This is a genomic window from Kitasatospora sp. NPDC051984 (assembly GCF_044593455.1).
In the GTDB taxonomy this organism is placed as follows: domain Bacteria; phylum Actinomycetota; class Actinomycetes; order Streptomycetales; family Streptomycetaceae; genus Kitasatospora.
The window spans coordinates 243,429-261,498 of the sequence record NZ_JBIUCB010000002.1 but is presented as its reverse complement, the minus strand read 5'-3'; the positions used below and the strand labels follow the sequence as shown (position 1 = coordinate 261,498).

Genomic DNA, 18,070 nt, shown 5'->3' with positions numbered 1-18,070 from the left:
GCTTGCGGGCATGGCCGGCCGTCGTGGACAGCACCATCGAAAGGACCGGACCGTTGAGTCGCACCACCGTACGAACCACCCTCGCCGCCCTCGCACTGGCGGCAGCGAGCGTGCTGACCGCCCAGGGCACCGCCCACGCCGTCTACGACCAGCCGACCGCCACCATCTGGGACGGCGAACAGCTCACGAACAACGGCGCGCACATCGACAACCGGGGCGGGTTCGGCACGGCGCGGCTCGTCATGCAGCCCGACGGCAACCTCGTCGCCTACTACGCGCCGAACAACGACTTCTCGCGCCAGTACCCGACCTGGGCGACCGGCACCGTCGGGTGCGGCGCCAAGGCCGTCATCCGCACCGACGGCAACCTGGTCGTCCTCGACGCGAACGGCGGCCTGTGCTGGGAGAGCGGCACCGCCGGGTACCCGCACGCCCGGGTGACGCTCTGGCGCAGCGGTGACCTGCTGATCACCGACGCCTGCAACCGCACCGTCTTCGAGCGCCAGCCCGGCACGACGTACGTCCCCGGGCAGACGCACGGCGGGATCTACGCGCCCAGCTCGGTCGAGAGCCCGTACGTCGTGATGCCGGTGCCGACCGACTGCTGAGCCCGGCCCGTCACTTCGCACCACCACGTTCCACGCACCACGCACCACGCAGAACCACGCACCACCACGCACCACCCCGTGCCGTCGTGGGTGTCCGGCCGGTCCGGCGCCCGCGACGGCACGGGGGCACCGAGCTCACGGGGAGACCTGACATGGAGACAGCCGCCATCGCCGCCGACAGGGCCGGGGAGGCTGGGATCCGGTTCCGGCTGCTCGGGCCGCTCGCCGGGTGGGCGGGCGGGCAGGGCCTGGCGCTCGGCCGCCGTCAGCAGCAGGCGTTCCTCGCCATGCTGATCGCCGCGCCCGGGCGGGTGCTGACCACCGGTCGCCTCGGGGACGGGATCTTCGACGAGGACAACCCGCCGGGCAACCCCAAGTCCGTGCTCGCCACCCACGCCTACCGGGTGCGCCGGGAGCTCCGCAACCACGCGGTCGGGCACCTGCTGGTCACCGTCGACGGCGGCTACCGCCTGGACGTCCCCGCCGAGGCGCTGGACTTCGTCGCCTTCGACCGCCTGGTCACCCGGTCCGCCGAGGCGCTCGCCGCCGGTGAGCGGCCCCGGGCGCGGGACCTGCTGGCCGACGCGCTGGCCCTGCACGAGGGCGAGCCGCTGGCCGGACTGCCCGGCCGGCACGCCGACGAACTCCGTCGCCACCTGACCGAGCGCCGGCTGGACGCGCTGGAGACCAAACTCGGCCTGGACGTCGAACTCGGGAGCGGCCCGTCCTGCCTGGTCGAGCTCGACCAGGCGGTCTTCGCGCACCCCTTCCGGGAGCGATTTCGCGCTCTGTTGATGCTGGAGTACCACCTGTCGGGCCGGCCCGCGGAGGCCCGGGCGGTGTACGAGGACGCCCGGCGGTTCTACCTCGGCGAGGGGCTGACCTGCGCGGACCTGGACGCGCTGCACCGGCGCATCCTCCGCTCCGACCCGGGCCTCGCCGCCGCCGCCCGCCCCGCCACCGCCGCCCGCCCCGCCGCCGCCCGCCCCGCCGCCGCCCGCCCCGCCGCCGCCGGCGGACGGCCGACCGGCCCGGCGTCCGCGGTGCCCGAGCAACTGCCCACCCGGCTACCGGACTTCACCGGCCGCCGGGCCGACGTCGTCCGGCTCACCGACGCCCTCTCCCACCCGGACCCGGGCGCCGTCGTCATCTCGGCGATCAACGGCCTCGGCGGCGTCGGCAAGACCAGCCTGGCCGTCCACGTCGCACACATCCTGCGGGCGCGCTTCCCCGACGGACGGCTGCACGTGGACCTGCGCGGCGCGCAGCTCGTACCGCTCGACCCGGGCGAGGCGCTCGCGGGCTTCCTGACCGCGCTGGGCGTCGCGGACCGCGACATCCCCGCCGATCTCGCCGAACGCGCCGCGCTGTTCCGCACCACCGTCACCGGCCGTCGCCTGCTGGTCCTGCTCGACAACGCCGCCACCGCCGAACAGGTCGCCCCGCTGCTCCCGGGCTCCCGGACCTGCGCGGTGCTGGTCACCAGCCGCGGCTGGCTCACCACGCTTCCCGGCGCCCGCCACCTGCCGCTCGACGCGATGACGGCGGACGAGGCGCTCGACCTGCTCGCCGCCGTCGTCGGCCGGGCCCGGATCGACGCCGAACCCGAGGCGGCCGCCGCGATCGTCACCGCCTGCGGCTGCCTGCCGCTCGCGGTCCGGGTGGCGGGCTCCCGGCTGGCCGCCGACCCCGCGCAGTCGCTGGCCGAGCTGGCCGCGAACCTCGCCGACGAACGCACCCGGCTCGGCGAACTCACCCACGAACAGGCCGCGGTGGAGCCCGTCCTCGCCCTCTCCTACGCCCGGCTCACCGAGGAACAGGCCCGCGCCCTGCGGCTGCTCGCCCTGCCCGACGCACCCGACCTCGGCCCCGCGGACGCCGCCGCGCTGCTCGACCGCGGCCCCGCCGAGACCCGCGAACTGCTGGACGCGCTGGTCGACCTCAACCTGCTCCAGTCGCCCGCCGCCGACCGGTACGGCTTCCACGACCTGCTGAAGGTGTTCGCCCGGCAGCGCGGCGGGGACACCCCGGCGGCGGTGACGGCCGCGTTCGCCCGGCTCCTCGACTTCTGCGTGGCGAGCGCCCGCAACGCCGAGAACGCGGCGCACCGCGACCCCGACGGCCACGGCTTCGCCAGCATCGAGGAGGCCACCGCCTGGATGCGCGAGCGGACCGCGCTGCACCGCGCGGTGATCCAACGGGCCTGCCGCGACGACGGGTTGTCGCTGGCCCGGACCGTGGACCTGCTCGACAAGATGAGCTCGGTCCTGTTCGGCCGCGGCTACGTGACCACCGTCGCCGACCTGGCCGGGCAGGTCGCCGCCGCCGCCATGGCCCGCGGCGAACGGGACGCCGAGGCCCTGGCCCGCTCGGTGCGCGGCGGCATGCTCTGGCACGCCAACTCCTACGCGGAGGCGGGCGAGGAGCTGCGCGGCTGCCTGGCGTTGTGCGACGGCCCGGACCGGCTGCGGCTGCGCGCCGACACGCTGAAACTGCTCGGCGCGAACGCCCGCGCGCTGCGGGACTTCGAGCAGGCGGTGCTCTGCCTGGAAGAGGCGGCGGAGCTCTTCCACCGGCAGGGCGACGAGAGCGGCGAAGGGCTCGTGCTCGGCGAACTGGCCTTCAACCACGCCCAGTGCGGACGCCTCGACCAGGCCCGCGCCGCCGCCGAACGGTGCGTCGAACTGACTGGCCGCCAGGTCTCGATCCCCGAGTCCATCGGCCGGTACTACCTGGCCCGGGTACTGCACCTGTGCGGCGACCTCGGCCCCGCGCTGGAGCAGGCCGAACACGTGGTGGAGCGCTTCCGCTCCTTCGGCATGCTGGCCTTCGAGGCGGCCACCGGCAGCCTGATCACCCGCATCCACCTGGCGGCCGGCCGCGACCGGGCCACCGTCCGGGCCGCCGAGGAGGCACTGCCGAAGGCCCGGCAGGTCGGCGGCCTGCTGGAGGGCGGGCTGCTGCGCGCCCTCGGCGAGGCGCTGACCCGGCTGGGCCACACCGACCGGGCCCGGATCTGCCTCCAGCAGGCGCTGGGCCACTACCGGCAGCTGGAGCTGGCGGGCGACGCGGCGGAGGTCGAGGAGCTGCTGGGCTTTTTGCGGTGAAGCCCGGCCTGGTGGTCATGCCCATGCTCATCGGATGTCCATCGCGGCCGACGAATCTCTCCCACGTGCCCGGTCACCCCGGCCGGGCCGTCCGAGAGAGGGGACGCACATGTCCATCAAGGGACTTCGCAAGGCGACGCTGGCCCTGGCGACGATGGCGATGGCCGGCGGTATCGCACTGACGGGCGCCGGGTCCGCATCCGCGTCCGTCGGCGGCGGCTGCGCCGGGCCGGACTACCAGAAGGTCTGCATCAGTGACGGGTGGACCCAGGTCAACACCTCGGTGACCACCAACTTCGCCAGCAACAACTGCACCGAGCAGGTCATCATCTGGGACTACACCACCAACACCCAGGCGATCAACACCTCGTTCCCCTGCCGCGCCGGCCAGTTCACCTTCACCTGGGCCCTCTCCAACCCGACCGCCGGCCACGACTACAAGGCCGAGGCCCGCTTCTACTGGCAGCCCGGCAGCGGCTACACCTACCAGACCAGCCCCGACCTGCACTTCTGAGCACGCCCCTGAAGATCTGACCCGACGCTTCCTCCCCCCGGACGCCACTCCGCCCCACCGCCACCCCCTTCGGCGGTGGGGCGGAGCCGTTCAGGACCGGGCAGGGCGGCGGCCGGAGCGCAGGACCAGGGCGAAGCCGCAGGCGAAGGCCGCGAGGGCGAGGACGGGCGGGTGACCGGACGGGGCGAAGCCGTTGACGGCCAGCCAGGCCAGGGCGGGGAGAGCGGCGGCGAGGCCGCCGAGGAGCAGGGCTGGGGATCGCCCGGTGCTGCCGGTGAGGCCGAGCAGGGGGCGCTGGGCCCGTTGCAGGACGGCGACCAGGGCGACGAGGAGCACGGTCAGGACGGCGAACCAGGCCGGGCGCAGAGCGAACCACTGCCAGGAGCCGACGCCCGGCTGCGGGACGAGACCGGCCGGGTAGAGGGTGACGGCGACCAGCACCACCGGGACGGGATGCCACAGGTAGACCGTCATCGCCGCCCGGTTGAGGCGGGTGACCTCGTCCCGTCGCGCCGGGGTGGCCAGGAAACGTTGCGCGGCGGGCTCGGCCGCCAGCAGGAGGCCGCACTGGGCGGCGGCGAAAGCGAGCAGGGCGATCGACGGCGGCGTGGTGTTGCCGGCGTGCAGGCCCGCGCCGACCATGTCCACCGGGAACGGGCCCCAGATCAGCAGGCCGGTGAGGAGAAGCGCCCCCGCGAGCGCCAGCCCGAGCGGGCGGTGTCCCCGGGTGAGGCTGCCGTCGTGCCAGGCGAACCCCCACTGGTGCATGGCGCCCCACACCAGCACGTAGTTGGCGAACCCGACCACCGGCAGCCGCGGACCCAGGATCGCGAGATCCACCAGCGCGGCGGCGGTCGCCATGGCAGCAGGTACGGCGAACCCCCAGCGGGTGTGCGCGGCGTGCAGCGCCGGGGTCAGGACGATCAGCAGCAGGTAGACCGGGAGGAACCACAGGTGCAGCGCCAAGTACCAGCCGGCCTGCGCGAGTTCGCCCGCGTCCGCTCCACCCGCCCAGGCCGCGGCGGCGGCGAGGGCCATCACGCCGACGTACACCGCCGTCGGCCACAGCAGCCGTAGCGCGCGGCGGTGCACCCAGCCCGCCCAGGACTCCTCGCGGTGCGCCGTCCAGGAGGCGGCGTTGGCGTAGCCGCCGACCAGGAAGACGACCGGCATCACCTGGAAGAGGAGGGTGACCCAGCGCCCCCACCCGACATACGCCAGGGCGTCGTGGCCGGTCACCCGCCCGGCGCGGTAGGTGAGGTCGGTCAGCAGCCAGTGGCCCAGCACGACGGCGCAGATGGCTGCTACCCGCAGGAGATCCGCGTAGTGGTTGTGGTCGGCGGGGTGGTGGGGCATGGGGTTCGCGCCGGATCCGGGAGGTCTTGGCCCGTACACCTCATTATCCGGCGCGATACCGGGGGCGCGGGGAACTGCGCGAAGGGGAACGCACCCGACCGCGAGATCGCGAAGCAGTGCAATGACTTGCACGTGATCGCGACCTCACGGACAGGGTTTGCGCTTGCCGCGCAGTTCCCCGCACCCACCCGCTCAGCCGTCGAGCTCCGCCGAAGGCAAGGTCGCGCCCGGGACGTCCGCCGGAGCGAGCAGCGCTTGTTCGCCGGGGTACGGGGTCGTCCAGTCGTGGGCCTCGTACCAGGTGAGGTGGTTCATCTGGGACGGGTTGGCGCGGTCGGGGGCGGCGCCGGTGCCGGTGAGGTGTTGCTGCTGCTTCCAGTCGGACCACTTCTGCACGAGGTCCGCCCGGTCGGCGGGGACGGTGCCGGTCGCGGCGCGGGCGGCGGCCGGGTTCTGGGTGGCGGGGACGTCGAGGCCGCAGGAGGGGGCGGTGGCGAGGCCGTTGGTGAGGGAGGTGCGGTTGGGCTGGACGTTGAAGGGGGTGAGGTCGGGGGTGCTGGTGAAGGCCGAGGTCATGGGGGTGGCCGCGGTGTCCTTCTGGTTCATCGGCTTGATGCCGAGGATCTGTTCGATGGTGCGGATCATGTTGATCTGCGAGTAGTAGTGGCTGTCGACGACGCCGCGCTGGGCGTAGGGGCTGATGATCTGGATGGGGGCGCGGTGGCCGTCGACGTGGTCGAGGCCGGCCTGGGAGTCGTCCTCGACGACGAAGATCGCCGAGTCCTTCCAGTACTGGCTGTGGGTGATCCTGTCGACGATCTGGCCGACCGCGAGGTCGTTGTCCGCGACCTGGGCGGCGCCGTTGGCGGGGCCGCCGGTGTGGTCGCTGGAGAGCCAGAGCATGTTGAGGTTGGCGGGACCGTTCTTCTCGAAGTCCTGCTGCCAGATCTGCGCGCGGTAGATGTCGGGAACGCTGGTGTCGAACATCGGGAAGCCGGGCACCGAGACGCTGTTCAGCGAGGGGATCGGCGAGGACGAGTTCAGCTTGTACGCCGAGGGGTTGCCGGTGGTCTGCATGGTCTTGGCGTCGCAGTACAGGTTCTGCCAGGTCGCGTCGGCCGGCTTGGTGAGGAACTGGTGGAACTCGCCGAAGTCCCGCACGCTCTTGCCGGACGCCTGGGCGCCGCTCCACAGGGTGCCGCTGGCCTGGTGGCCGAGGGCGTCGTCCTCGGTGTCGTAGCTGCGGATGTACTCGCCGGCCGAGGACTCGGTGTACTCCGGGTTGTCCGCCTGCATCAGCCAGTTGTGGCCCTCGGCGGAGTTGGTGCCGATGTCGTACGTGTTGTCGTACAGGCCGAACTGCTGGGCGAGTGCGTGCTGGTTGGGCGTCACGTTCTGGCCGAACTGGGCCAGCGACGGGTCGCCGTTGCCCTGCGGCAGGTCGCCGAAGAGCTGGTCGTAGGTGCGGTTCTCCTTGACGATCAGGAAGACGTGCTTGATCGTCGACGGGTCGCCGATCCTGTTGGGGACGGGCACGGCCTTGGCCTTGTCGCCGGTGGCGAGCTTGGCCGCGTTGTTGGTCCAGTTGTTCTGCGCGAAGACCTTGCCGGTCTGCTTCCGGATCTCCTTGTCGCTGGGCAGGGCGAACCGCACCACGCTGGAGGTGGTGTCGTGGGTGCCGTGCGCGCCGTCCACCCGGCGGGCGTCGATGCCGCGGGTGTTGGAGACCAGGATCTGGTTGCCGGACGAGGAGATCTCGGAGGGGAAGTAGTCCGTCGGCAGCAGGCCGACGTAACTGGCGGGCTCCTGCGGGCCGCTGTACCGGTAGACGGCTACCGCGTTGGCCCGGCCGAGGGTCACCAGCAGGTGGCCGTCGTCGGTGAGGGTCACCGCGTTGGGCTCGTAGCCGATCGAGGCCTCGGACCAGGGCCGGGTGGCGATGGTCTGGACGACCTTGTCGTTCCGGGTGTCGATCACCGAGACGCTGTTGCCGGCGGTGTTGGTGACGAACACCGCGCCGTTCTTGGCGTACACGGCGGTCGGGTGCAGGCCGACGTCGATGCTCGCCGGGACGGCGGACGGGTTCGCCAGGTCGATCACGCTGACCGTGCCGGAGGTGGTGGCGGCGGTGTTCGGGTCGGCGGGCACCTGGGTGCCGTACGAGTTGACGGTGTTTTCGCCGGGCTGCGCCGGGCGGCCGCCCTCGTTGCTGACGTACAGCTTGCCGCCGGCCTGGACCAGGCCGCGCGGGGCGTTGCCGACGGCCCAGCTCTGCTTGACGGTGCCGCTCGCGGTGTCGATCGCCACCACCCGGTTCTGGCCGTTGACCGCCGCGTACGCGGTCGCGTCGTCCGCCGAGAACACCAGGCCGGCCACCAGCGCGCGCTGCGAGCCGGTCTTGGCGATCTTGACGACGACCGGGTTGGTGACGCTGCCGTCCGGGTTCACGTCGAACCGGGTATACCCGTCGGGCTGGCCGAGCCACAGCTGCTTGCCGCCCGGGGAGTACGTCGGGCCTTCCTGGCCCACGTTGTTGCTGCTGATCTTCGGGGTGGACGAGGCGCCGCTGCCGATCAGCTGCTGCACCTTCCAGTTCCGCACGTCCACGATCGCCAGCGCCGCGCCGCCGTCGGTGACCGAGGCCGCCAGGTGGGTGCCGTCCGGGCTCACCGTGGACGACATGATCTTGCCGTTGTTGATGACCAGCCGCTCGCCGTAGGGGGCGAGGTACTGGTTGCTGGAGACCAGCGCGCCCTGGTCGTAGACCTGGCCGACCCGGTTGGTGCCGAAGGTGTCCGACTTGGCCCAGCCGACACCGGCGCCGGCCGCGACGACCACGGCCGTGGCGGCGGCCGTGACCAGCGTCCGGCGGCTGGTCCGGCGGCCGGACGTGCTCGGGGTGTCCTTCACACGACGACGTGTGACCTGCATCGTTACTGTCCCTTCGAAGGTGCCGGAAGCAGCTCGACGTTGCCGTCGAACTGCCAGAGCGGGTTCGGCGCGTCACCGGTGGAGGTGCGTACCAGGAAGTAGCCGTTCACTTCCTTCGGCCCGTCGCCGTCGGCGACGAACCTCCCGTCGGGGGCGATGTCGAGCTGGTAGACGGCCGTCCCGGTGGCCTCGACGCCCGGGAGGTGCCAGGACACGACGCAGCGCCAGTCGTTGCCCGCGCCCTCGGGCTCGACCCCGGTGCTGCCCTTGTCGCACGCCGCCGTGACCTGCAACTGCGCCTCGGTGACGTCCGGGCGGTTGAGCTCGGCGGTCTGCAGGCGGTACAGGTGCGCGAAGGCCGTGGCGACCGAGCGCTGCACCTTGTCCTGCTCGATGCCGGAGCCCGTCGCCCCGAGTGCCGGGGTCAGGACGCCGATCGTGGCGGCGAGCAGGGCGGCCAGCGGCAGCCCGCCGAGGGCGAGCGCGCGGCGGCCGGAGCCGTCGTGCACCGGGTTGGTGAAGTCGCGCCGCAGGAACAGCAGTCGGGCAAGCAGCGTGGCGGCCACCGCCCACACCAGGGAGACCGCGACGCCGATCAGCAGCGGGCCGAGCTGCACCGGGCCCGTGAACAGGCCGTTCCAGGAGACGAACGCGTAACCGGGCAGGGCGAGCCGCACACCGACCGGCAGCGGCATCAGCTGGGCGAGCTGCATCGCCAGCGCCACCAGCGCGGGCAGCAGCAGCCCCATCGGGGAGCGGCCCAGGGCGACCGAACCGAGCAGGCCGATCCCGGCCAGCGCCAGCGTCGGCGCGAGCGCGCACAGCCAGGCCAGCAGGACCTTCAGCGCGGCGTCGCCCGGCGACAGCAGGTGGCCGTCGAGGCCCACCAGCGGATGGTGGCCGACCGCCAGCAGGCCGCCGGCCGAGGCGGACACCGCCAGACCCGTCACCAGCAGCACCAGCACGGTGAGCGCGGCCAGCGCCTTCGCGGCGAAGATCCGGCGCGGTGAGCGGACCGCGACCAGCAGGTGGCGCCAGGTGCCGAGCCGGTCCTCGGCGGCGAACACGTCACCGGCGACCACCGAGGTCAGCAGCGGCAGTGCCCAACTCCCCGCGAACCCGAGCGTCACCAGCGGCCCCGCCCAGCCCGTGGCGTGCATCCAGCGGCCGAACAGCGTGTCGGTGGGGAGCGTGCTCTGTTGGCTCACGGCGGCGACGAAGGCCGCCGGGGCCAGCCAGCAGGCGAGCAGCAGCACGCGGATGCGCCACTGCGCGAGCAGCTTGACCAGCTCGAAGCGGAAGGCGCGGGACACCGGCACGCGGGTGGCGGCGGGGGTGGTGGCGGTGGCGGGCGTGCGGGTGGTGGTCATCGGGTGTCCGCCTGCGGCTGGTTGGTGAGGGCGGGGAAGGCGGCTTCGAGCGCCGGGGTGGGTCGGTAGGCGAGCAGTTCGAGGCGGTGGGTGGTGGTCATCGGGTGTCCGCCTGCGGCTGGTTGGTGAGGGCGGGGAAGGCGGCTTCGAGTGCTGGGGCGGGCCGGTAGGCGAGTAGTTCGAGGCGGTGGGTGGTGGTCATCGGGTGTCCGCCTGCGGCTGGTTGGTGAGGGCGGGGTAGGCGGCTTCGAGCGGCGGGGCGGGCCGGTAGGCGAGCAGTTCGAGGCGGTGGGTGGTGGTCATTGGGCGTCCGCCTGCGGCTGGTTGGTGAGGGCGGGGAAGGCGGCTTCGAGCGGCGGGGCGGGCCGGTAGGCGAGCAGTTCGAGGCGGTGGGTGGTGGTCATCGGGCGTCCGCCTGCGGCTGGTCGGTGAGGGCGAGGAAGGCGGCTTCCAGTGGCGACACCACCGGCGCGAGCTCGCGCACGGCGATGCCGGCCTGGACGAGTCGTGTCACCAGGGCGTCCAGCGCGGGTACGGCCGCGCGGATCACGAGGCGGTCGGTGGTGTCGTCGGTGAGGCGGACGCCCGCCGTTTCGGCGGCGACGCGGCGGGCTGCTGTCGGGTCGGAGGTGAGCAGCCGGTGGTCGAGTTCGCGGTTCCGGGCGGCCAGTTCGGTCAGCGGGCCGGAGAACACCACCCGTCCGGTGGCGAGGACGGTGACCTCGGAGCACAGGGCCTCCAGGTCATCCATGCGGTGGCTGGAGAGCACGACGGCGCAGCCGTCCGCCGCGAGCCGCCGCAGTACGCCGTGCACCTGGCGCTTGCCGGCCGGGTCGAGGCCGTTGGACGGCTCGTCCAGGACCAGCAGCCGGGGCCGGGTGAGCAGGGCGGCGGCGAGGCCGAGGCGCTGGCGCATGCCGAGTGAGAAGCCGTTCACCCGGTCGTCGGCGACGTCGGTGAGGCCGACCTGGTCGAGTTCCTCCTCGACGCTCGCGGCCCGGCCCTGGAGCGCGGCCAGTGCGGTGAGGTTCTGCCGGGCGGTCAGGGCGGGGTAGAGGCCGGGCCCGTCCACGAACCCGGCCACCCCGTCCGGTGCGGCGAGCGCCCGCCCGACCGGCGTCCGCAGGATCTCCAGCCGGCCCCCGTCGGCGACGGCCAGTCCCAGCAGCAGCCCGAGCAGCGTCGTCTTCCCGGCGCCGTTCGGCCCCACCAGGCCGTGGATCTGCCCCTGCATCACATCGAGGTCGACGCCGTCGAGGGCGATCACGTCACCGAAGCGCTTGGTGATCTCCCGGGCCCGGACCGCGAGCAGTGTGTCCATGAGTGCCTTCCTCCGAAACCGTTGGAGACCCTAAGCACTTGACGCGACGCGATCAGGGCCCGGCCTCTGAACGTTCGTAGAACGGAAGGCGGAGATTGTGCAGCGCAGTTGATGTCCCGTCACCGGATGGGCTGACGAGTGCGGTAATCCTCCTACTTATCGGCCGGGTGGCTGAGGAGTCGACGGAACGCGGCTGCCCGGCCCGCTCGGGTGAGCGGGCCGGGCAGCGGTGGTGCGGGGGTCAGTGCTGGTTGTTGTCGTCGCCCTGGTTGTCGTCGTCGCTCAGCGAGCGCGGGTCGATCGACCAGATGCCGCGTCCGAAGGTGGCGGCGTACAGGCGCCCGTCCGGGCCGGTCTTGAGCTGCTGGACCGAGGTGGTGGGCAGGCCCTTGCCGAGTACCTTCCAGTTCTTCTCGTCGGGGGCGCGGTAGAACGCGGCGAGGTCGGTGCCGAGCACCAGCGCGCCGTCCGGCAGGATCTTCACCGAGGTGGCCGGGACGTCGGGCAGGTTGGCCGAGACGTCGGTCCAGGTGGCGCCGCCGTCACGGGTCTCGAAGAGGTGGCCGATGCCCGCGCCGGGGCCCTCGGTCCAGGTCCGGGAGAAGCCGTTGAAGGCGACGAAGACGTGCTGGGCGTCCTTCTGGTCCACCCCGAAGGAGCTGATGTAACGGTTCGGCAGGGTGCCGTCGACCGGCAGGTTCAGCTGGTGCCAGCCGGTGCCGTCGGTCTTGCCGACCGCTATGCCGCGGCTGAAGCCCTGGTTGTTGCAGGGGCCGCACCAGCCCGCGTACACGGTGCCGTCGACGGTGGCCACGGCGGTGGCGAGGTGCCCGGCGCCCAGGTCGTAGGCGTTGCTCCACTCGCTGCCGCTGCGGATCGCGTAGCCCTTGTTCTGCACCCAGACGTGCCGGCCGCCGGCGATCCAGGTGTCGCCGTTCTTCGGGTCGCTGGTGATCGGCGCGATGAAGCGGGCGCCGGCGCCGCCGAGCTTCTTGTCGGGCGGGGCGACCTCGTAGGAGGTGGCCTTGCTCGGGTCGTCCAGGGCGGCGCCGTTGTTGACGGCGCAGTTCTGGGTGACCCACATGTCGAGGTAGACGTACTCCTCGGCGATGTTGCAGCCGTTGTTCGGGTCGACCAGGGTGTCGGCGCCGTCGCCGCCGAAGTTGGAGCCCATCACCTTGTCGCCCGCGCGCAGGATGGACTCGCCGTTGTCCTGGAGGCCGCCGGAGACGATGACGCCCTTGCCGGAGCGGTCCGCCGGGTCCTTGCCGATGCCGACCGAGTAGTACTGGAGGGTGTCGATGGTGCCGTCCGCCAGCGACTTCCAGTCCGTGGCGTGCCCGGAGGCGTCGGCCGCGCCGGCGACCGGGCGGCTGTAGACGCCGCCGTCGTTGCCGACGTACACGCTGGGCTTGCCGTGGTACGAGCCGATGGCGACGGCGTGCTGGTCGGAGTGGGTGGTCGGCGAGCAGTCACCGGTCTGCTTGCTCGGGTCGATGCTCCAGCAGGAGAACGGGAAGTTCCAGTACGGGCCGGGGACGGTCCAGCTGGCGCCGCCGTTCTTGGTCTCCAGCACCTCCTCCAGACCCGCGTACACGTGGTCGGGGTCGACCGGGTCGACCTGGAGGAACTGGTTGTACCAGGACTGGATGCCCGGCTGGTAGCCCTCGTCCTGCAACGCCGAACCGGAGTCCTTGAGCTTGTCCTTGTCCGCGATCTGGGTCCACGGGCCGTACGGGGAACCGGACTTGGAGACGTAGATGCCCTTGAGGCCGGAGTCCGGGTCGGTGCTGGTGAGCAGCGGCGACTGGTCGATCGCGTAGTAGCGCGAGCCGTCCGCCGAACGCGCGAAGGTCACGTTGCCGACGTTCGCCGCGTCCGTCGGCAGCTCGCCGAGCGAACCGACGCGCTGCCAACTGCCGTCCGCGGCCTTGCTGTAGAAGCCGTTGTAGGTGTCGCCGCCGCGCCAGCCGATCGCCAGGACGACCTTGGACGGGTCCCGGGGGTCGATCGCGATGTCGTTGGCGATGTTCTTGTACGGCGCGGCCGGGTCCTTGGCCTTCGAACCGCCCGGCAGGTAGTCCGGGTTGGGCGCGAACTCCAGCTTCCACGGGCCGGACAGGTCGGTGCTGGAGTGGCTCCACACACCGCGGCTGGTGGCCGCCCACACCTTGCCGCCGCCGAAGCGCAGCGCGTGGATGACGGTCGACTCCAGCTCGGGGCCACCGACCCGGTTGCGGGGCTCGAACCGGCCGTGCTGCGGGTCGGCGAGCAGGTACACGCCGGTACCCACGTACGAGGTGGCGCCGGTGTTGGACTCGCCGGTGGCGTACCAGAGCCGCCCGCGCTCGTCGAGGTCCAGCGTGCCGGTCGACAGCGTGGGCAGCTTGTCGGCGATCGGCTCCCAGTTGCCGCCGCCCGTGCGGGAGCGGAACACGCCGCCGTTGGCGCCGCCCGCGTACACGTAGCCGTCGTCGTCGGCGGCGATGCCGGTGATCCGGCCCGTCACGTACCCCGAACCGCCACTGGAGTTGGAGTTGATGTCGCGGTAGCGCGGGTCGTCCGAGTTGTACGGCTTGTTGGTGACGTGGTTCCAGGAACCGTCGGTGTGCGGCAGCGACTGGAGCTGCGCCCAGGCCGCGCCGTACGCACCCGGGGCGATGACGCCCGGGGCGGTGCGGGCCTCGGTGTACTGGGCGACGCCCTCGGCGGAGTTCTCCGCCTCGTCCGCGCCGTCGTCCCCGCCGGCCTCGGCCGCCGCGAACGCGGACCGGCCGGTGACCTTGCCCTGCACCTTCGCGGCATGCTGCTTGCCGCCCTTGGCGAGTTGCTGTGCCTGACGCGGGAGCTCCTTGGTCGGAGCCGGTGCCGCGAGCGCCTGCGAGGTGGTCAGGCCGAGCGCGGTCAGGGCGACGGCGGGCAGCAGCAGCCGTCGGCGTTGCCTCATGGGCACGATGGTGTCCTTCCCGGACGGGTGGGGGTGCGTGTACGCAGAGCGAAGCTTCGCGGCTCGGCTGGGCGGTGGGAAGGTGCTGGAGGTAATGAGTGGCTAAAAATCGTACGGTGCGCGGGAGTTGAACCGGTGCCCGCCGGCCGGGGGTGTGCGGGTTCCCGCCCCGGGGGAGCGCGCGGCGCCCCGATCGGATCGCGCCGGTTTCGGCCACGGAGCCCGAACCCCTGCGCCGGGGGGGCCCGCGCGGGGCGGGTCGCGGGTGGTCCGGCGCTGCGATCAGGGGGCGCTCACCCCGGTGCAGTCGCAGGACTGACCCAGCCCTCCCCCGGTCGGTTCCCGCTTTCCCGAACCGGCACCCCCCGCCCGCCGTGCCCCCGCACGGCTGGCACTCTTGGTTCCTGATGACTTAGGTCCTGATGCTCCGTCAATTCCCGTGCCATCGACCCGGCGAACGCGAAGCACGTGCTGGTCGCGTTCAGCGGCTTCTCCCGGGCGTGGAGCGAGGGTCCCGGCGCGGGCTACGGCCACGTCTTCGACAGCCTTGACGGCGGCGCCACCTGGACGGACGTCTCGGCGAACCTGCCCGACGTCCCGACCAACTCGCTGCGCCTGCTGCCGAACGGCGGCCTCGCGCTCGGCACCGACCTGGCCGCGTTCTACCGCGCGCCCGGCGAGAAGAACTGGAAGGTGATCGGCGACGGCCTGCCCACCACCACGGTGATGCAGCTCAGGACCGGCCCCGACGGCCGGCTCTACGCCGCCACCCACGGCCGCGGCATCTGGTCCATCGACCCCGACCGCTTCGGCCGCGTCCACCGCGAGGACGACGACCGGCAGTGACCTCGGCACGCCGGTGCCCGGCCCCGCTCACCCGGGCGGACGCCGGGCACCGGCGTTCTGCGGTCCACGGTCCGCTTCGGCGCTCCGGCGGCATGCGATCTAGCATGAACTGGAAGGTTCGGCTCGATGCCCCGCACCATTCAGGTGAGGAGACCGCATGGGACGGCCAGGCAGTACTGGCGGATTCGGAGACCTCGGCGGTGACCGGTACCTGCCGATCTCCGAACACGGACTGATCGGCGACCTGCGCACCGCCGCGCTGGTGGCGACGGACGGCACCATCGACTGGTACTGCTGTCCGCGCTTCGACGCCCCGAGCATGTTCGCGTCCGTGCTGGACGCGGACCGCGGCGGCCGCTTCGAACTGGCCGCGGACACGCCGGCCCGCACCCGGCAGTTCTACTTCCCCGACACCAACGTCCTGATCACGCGGTTCTTCGCGGCCGACGGGGTGGCGGAGATCCAGGACTTCATGCCCGTGGTGGACGAGTCCCGCGAGGCGGACCGGCACCGGCTGATCCGGCGGGTGATCTCCGTCCGCGGCACGCTGCCGTTCCGGGCGAAGGTCGCGCCGCGGTTCGGCTACGGGACGCAGGAGCACACCGTCGAGCTCGAGGCCGGCCACGCGGTGTTCCGCTCGCCCGATCTGGACATCGCGCTGACCGCCACCGTGCCGGTCGAGACCGACGGGCGGGACGTGTGGGCGCACTTCAAGCTACTGGAGGGCGAGTCCGCGGTGTTCGTCCTCGACCGGGTCAGCGAGGAGATCGGCCCGCGCGCCTGCCCCAACCGGGAGGCCGAGCAGCAGTTCGAGGCCACCGTCCGGTTCTGGCGCCACTGGCTGTCCCGCTCGCGCTACCACGGCCGGTGGCGGGAGATGGTGCACCGCTCGGCGCTGCTGCTGAAACTGCTCACCTACGCGCCCACCGGCGCGATCATCGCAGCCCCGACCACCAGCCTGCCCGAGCAGATCGGCGGCGAACGCAACTGGGACTACCGCTACGTCTGGGTCCGCGACGCCGCGTTCTGTATCTACGCCATGCTCCGGCTGGGCTTCAGCTCGGAGGCCGAGGCGTTCATGGGCTTCATCTCCGAGTACGGCATCATGCGCGGCACCCGGGAGAGCGGCCCGCTCCAGATCATGTACGGCATCGACGGCCGCAGCGACCTGCCCGAGCAGGAACTGTCGCACCTGGAAGGCTACTCGGGCTCCGCGCCGGTCCGGGTCGGGAACGCGGCCACCGGGCAGCTCCAGCTGGACATCTACGGCGCGCTGATCGACTCCGTCTACCTGTACGACAAGTGGGGTCAGCCGATCAGCAGCGCGCACTGGGACGAGGTCGGCGCCGTGGTGGACTGGCTCTGCGACCACTGGGACCAGCCCGACGAGGGCGTCTGGGAGACCCGGGGCGGCCGGCGTGAATTCGTGTACTCGCGGCTGATGTGCTGGGTCGCCCTCGAACGGGCGATCCGGATGGCCAACCGGCGCGGCCTGCCCGCCGACCTGGCGCGCTGGCAACGGTCCCGCGACGCGATCTACCGGCAGATCATGACCCGCGGCTGGTCCGCCGAGCGCGGCGCGTTCGTCCAGGGCCTGGACGACAAGGTCCTCGACGCGTCGCTGCTGATGATGCCGATGGCCAAGTTCATCTCACCCACCGACCCCAAGTGGCTGTCCACCCTGGACGCGCTCACCGCCGACCTGGTCTCCGACTCCCTGGTGTACCGCTACGACCCGGAGTCCAGCCCCGACGGCCTGCGCGGCGCCGAAGGCACCTTCTCGATCTGCTCGTTCTGGTACGTCGAGGCACTGGCCCGGGCCGGCCGGCTGGAGGAGGCCCGGCTGGCGTTCGAGAAGATGCTCACCTACGCCAACCACGTCGGCCTGTTCGCCGAGGAGATCGGCCGCACCGGGGAGCAACTCGGCAACTTCCCACAGGCGTTCACCCACCTCTCGCTGATCAGCGCCGCCTTCAACCTGGACCGCGCGCTCGGCTGACCGACTCCGAGGACCCCCTCTTTTAGGAGTGCTGACATGGGCACCTACCGCGTCATGCAGGCCACCGCCCCCAACGGCCCGCTGGAGCCGGCCGAACGCGCGGTGCCACCGCCGGGCCCGGGCCACGTTCGCATCGCCGTCGAAGCGTGCGGGGTCTGCCACAGCGACGCGCTCTTCCTGAGCGGCGTGCTGCCGGGCGTGTCCTTCCCCGAAGTCCCCGGCCACGAAATCGCGGGCCGGATCGAGGAGTTGGGAGCGGGCGCCGACATCTTCGGCTGGCAGGTCGGGGACCGGGTGGCGGTCGGCTGGTTCGGCGGCAGCTGCGGCCACTGCCGGCAGTGCCGGGAGGGAGACTTCATCGTCTGCCCCAACCTCAAGGTCCCCGGCTGGGCGTACGACGGCGGATTCGCCGAGAAGGTGATCGCCCCCGTCGACGCCCTGGCCCGGATCCCCGCGAAGCTCGACGCGGCCGACGCCGCACCCATGTCCTGCGCGGGCGTGACGGTCTTCAACGGCATGCGACGCAGCTCCGCCCGGGCCGGCGACCTGGTCGCCGTACTCGGCCTCGGCGGTCTCGGACACCTCGGCGTGCAGTACGCCGCCGCGATGGGCTTCGAGACCGTGGCGATCGCCCGCGGCCACGAGAAAGCCGCCTTCGCCGAACAGCTCGGCGCCCACCACTACCTCGACAGCACCTCCGACACCCCCGTCGCCACCGCCCTCCAAGCCCTCGGCGGCGCCAGAGTCGTCCTCGCCACCGCCGCCAACGCCGAAGCCATGACCGCCACCGCCGACGGCCTCGCCCCCCGCGGCGAACTCGTCGTCATCGGCGCCGACACCGCCCCCCTCGGCATCACCCCCGCCCAACTCCTGATGGCCGGCCGCATCATCCGCGGCCACCCCTCCGGCACCGCCCAGGACGTGCAGGACACCATGGAGTTCAGCCTCCTGCACAACATCCGCCCCATGACCGAGACCGTCCCTCTCGACCAGGCCGAACAGGCCTACCAGAAGATGCTCGACGGCCGCGCCCGCTTCCGGATGGTCCTCACCACCGCCTGACAGCGCCGA

Annotated in this window: 11 protein-coding genes; 6 read left to right on the top strand and 5 right to left on the bottom strand. The window is 72.3% G+C overall.

Annotation, left to right across the window (positions count from 1 at the left end; genetic code table 11):
* Positions 1 to 53: 53 nt before the first annotated feature.
* From ACIHEI_RS05170 to ACIHEI_RS05160, 3 genes are all read left to right on the top strand, one after another.
* Positions 54 to 608 (top strand): hypothetical protein, encoded by a 555-nt coding sequence (locus ACIHEI_RS05170; RefSeq protein WP_396605660.1) that lies wholly within the window; start codon positions 54 to 56, stop codon positions 606 to 608.
* Between the two features lie 152 nt (positions 609 to 760).
* Positions 761 to 3,715: an AfsR/SARP family transcriptional regulator gene (locus ACIHEI_RS05165; protein WP_396605659.1), complete on the top strand. Its 2,955-nt coding sequence runs from the start codon at positions 761 to 763 to the stop codon at positions 3,713 to 3,715.
* Positions 3,716 to 3,824: 109 nt separating this feature from the next.
* Positions 3,825 to 4,229 carry a hypothetical protein gene (locus ACIHEI_RS05160; RefSeq protein WP_392950481.1) on the top strand — a complete coding sequence of 135 codons (405 nt, stop codon included), beginning with the start codon at positions 3,825 to 3,827 and terminating at the stop codon, positions 4,227 to 4,229.
* 90 nt (positions 4,230 to 4,319) lie between these two features.
* Here ACIHEI_RS05160 and ACIHEI_RS05155 read toward each other — a convergent pair whose 3' ends face one another.
* The 5 genes from ACIHEI_RS05155 to ACIHEI_RS05135 form a co-directional block, all read right to left on the bottom strand.
* Complete coding sequence (locus tag ACIHEI_RS05155; RefSeq protein ID WP_396605658.1) at positions 4,320 to 5,585, bottom strand: acyltransferase; 1,266 nt, start codon at positions 5,583 to 5,585, stop codon at positions 4,320 to 4,322.
* A gap of 192 nt (positions 5,586 to 5,777) precedes the next feature.
* Positions 5,778 to 8,516 (bottom strand): alkaline phosphatase family protein, encoded by a 2,739-nt coding sequence (locus tag ACIHEI_RS05150; RefSeq protein ID WP_396605657.1) that lies wholly within the window; start codon positions 8,514 to 8,516, stop codon positions 5,778 to 5,780.
* Between the two features lie 2 nt (positions 8,517 to 8,518).
* Complete coding sequence (locus ACIHEI_RS05145) at positions 8,519 to 9,886, bottom strand: ABC transporter permease (protein ID WP_396605656.1); 1,368 nt, start codon at positions 9,884 to 9,886, stop codon at positions 8,519 to 8,521.
* A gap of 400 nt (positions 9,887 to 10,286) precedes the next feature.
* The gene (locus tag ACIHEI_RS05140) at positions 10,287 to 11,207 is read right to left on the bottom strand and encodes an ABC transporter ATP-binding protein (RefSeq protein ID WP_396605655.1); all 921 of its coding nucleotides are present in this window, start codon (positions 11,205 to 11,207) and stop codon (positions 10,287 to 10,289) included.
* A 241-nt stretch (positions 11,208 to 11,448) separates the two neighbouring features.
* A complete protein-coding gene (locus ACIHEI_RS05135) occupies positions 11,449 to 14,154 on the bottom strand; it encodes a glycosyl hydrolase (RefSeq protein ID WP_396605654.1) in 2,706 nt (901 codons plus the stop codon).
* Between the two features lie 468 nt (positions 14,155 to 14,622).
* Here ACIHEI_RS05135 and ACIHEI_RS05130 point away from each other — a divergent pair, with 468 nt between their 5' ends.
* The 3 genes from ACIHEI_RS05130 to ACIHEI_RS05120 all read left to right on the top strand — a co-directional run bounded on the left by ACIHEI_RS05130 (position 14,623) and on the right by ACIHEI_RS05120 (position 18,061).
* Positions 14,623 to 15,000, top strand: coding sequence for a hypothetical protein (locus ACIHEI_RS05130; RefSeq protein WP_396605653.1), 378 nt, complete (start codon positions 14,623 to 14,625; stop codon positions 14,998 to 15,000).
* A gap of 157 nt (positions 15,001 to 15,157) precedes the next feature.
* Complete coding sequence (locus ACIHEI_RS05125) at positions 15,158 to 16,999, top strand: glycoside hydrolase family 15 protein (RefSeq protein WP_396605652.1); 1,842 nt, start codon at positions 15,158 to 15,160, stop codon at positions 16,997 to 16,999.
* 36 nt (positions 17,000 to 17,035) lie between these two features.
* On the top strand, positions 17,036 to 18,061 hold the full coding sequence (locus ACIHEI_RS05120; RefSeq protein ID WP_396605651.1) for an alcohol dehydrogenase catalytic domain-containing protein: 1,026 nt from the start codon (positions 17,036 to 17,038) through the stop codon (positions 18,059 to 18,061).
* Positions 18,062 to 18,070 lie beyond the last annotated feature (9 nt).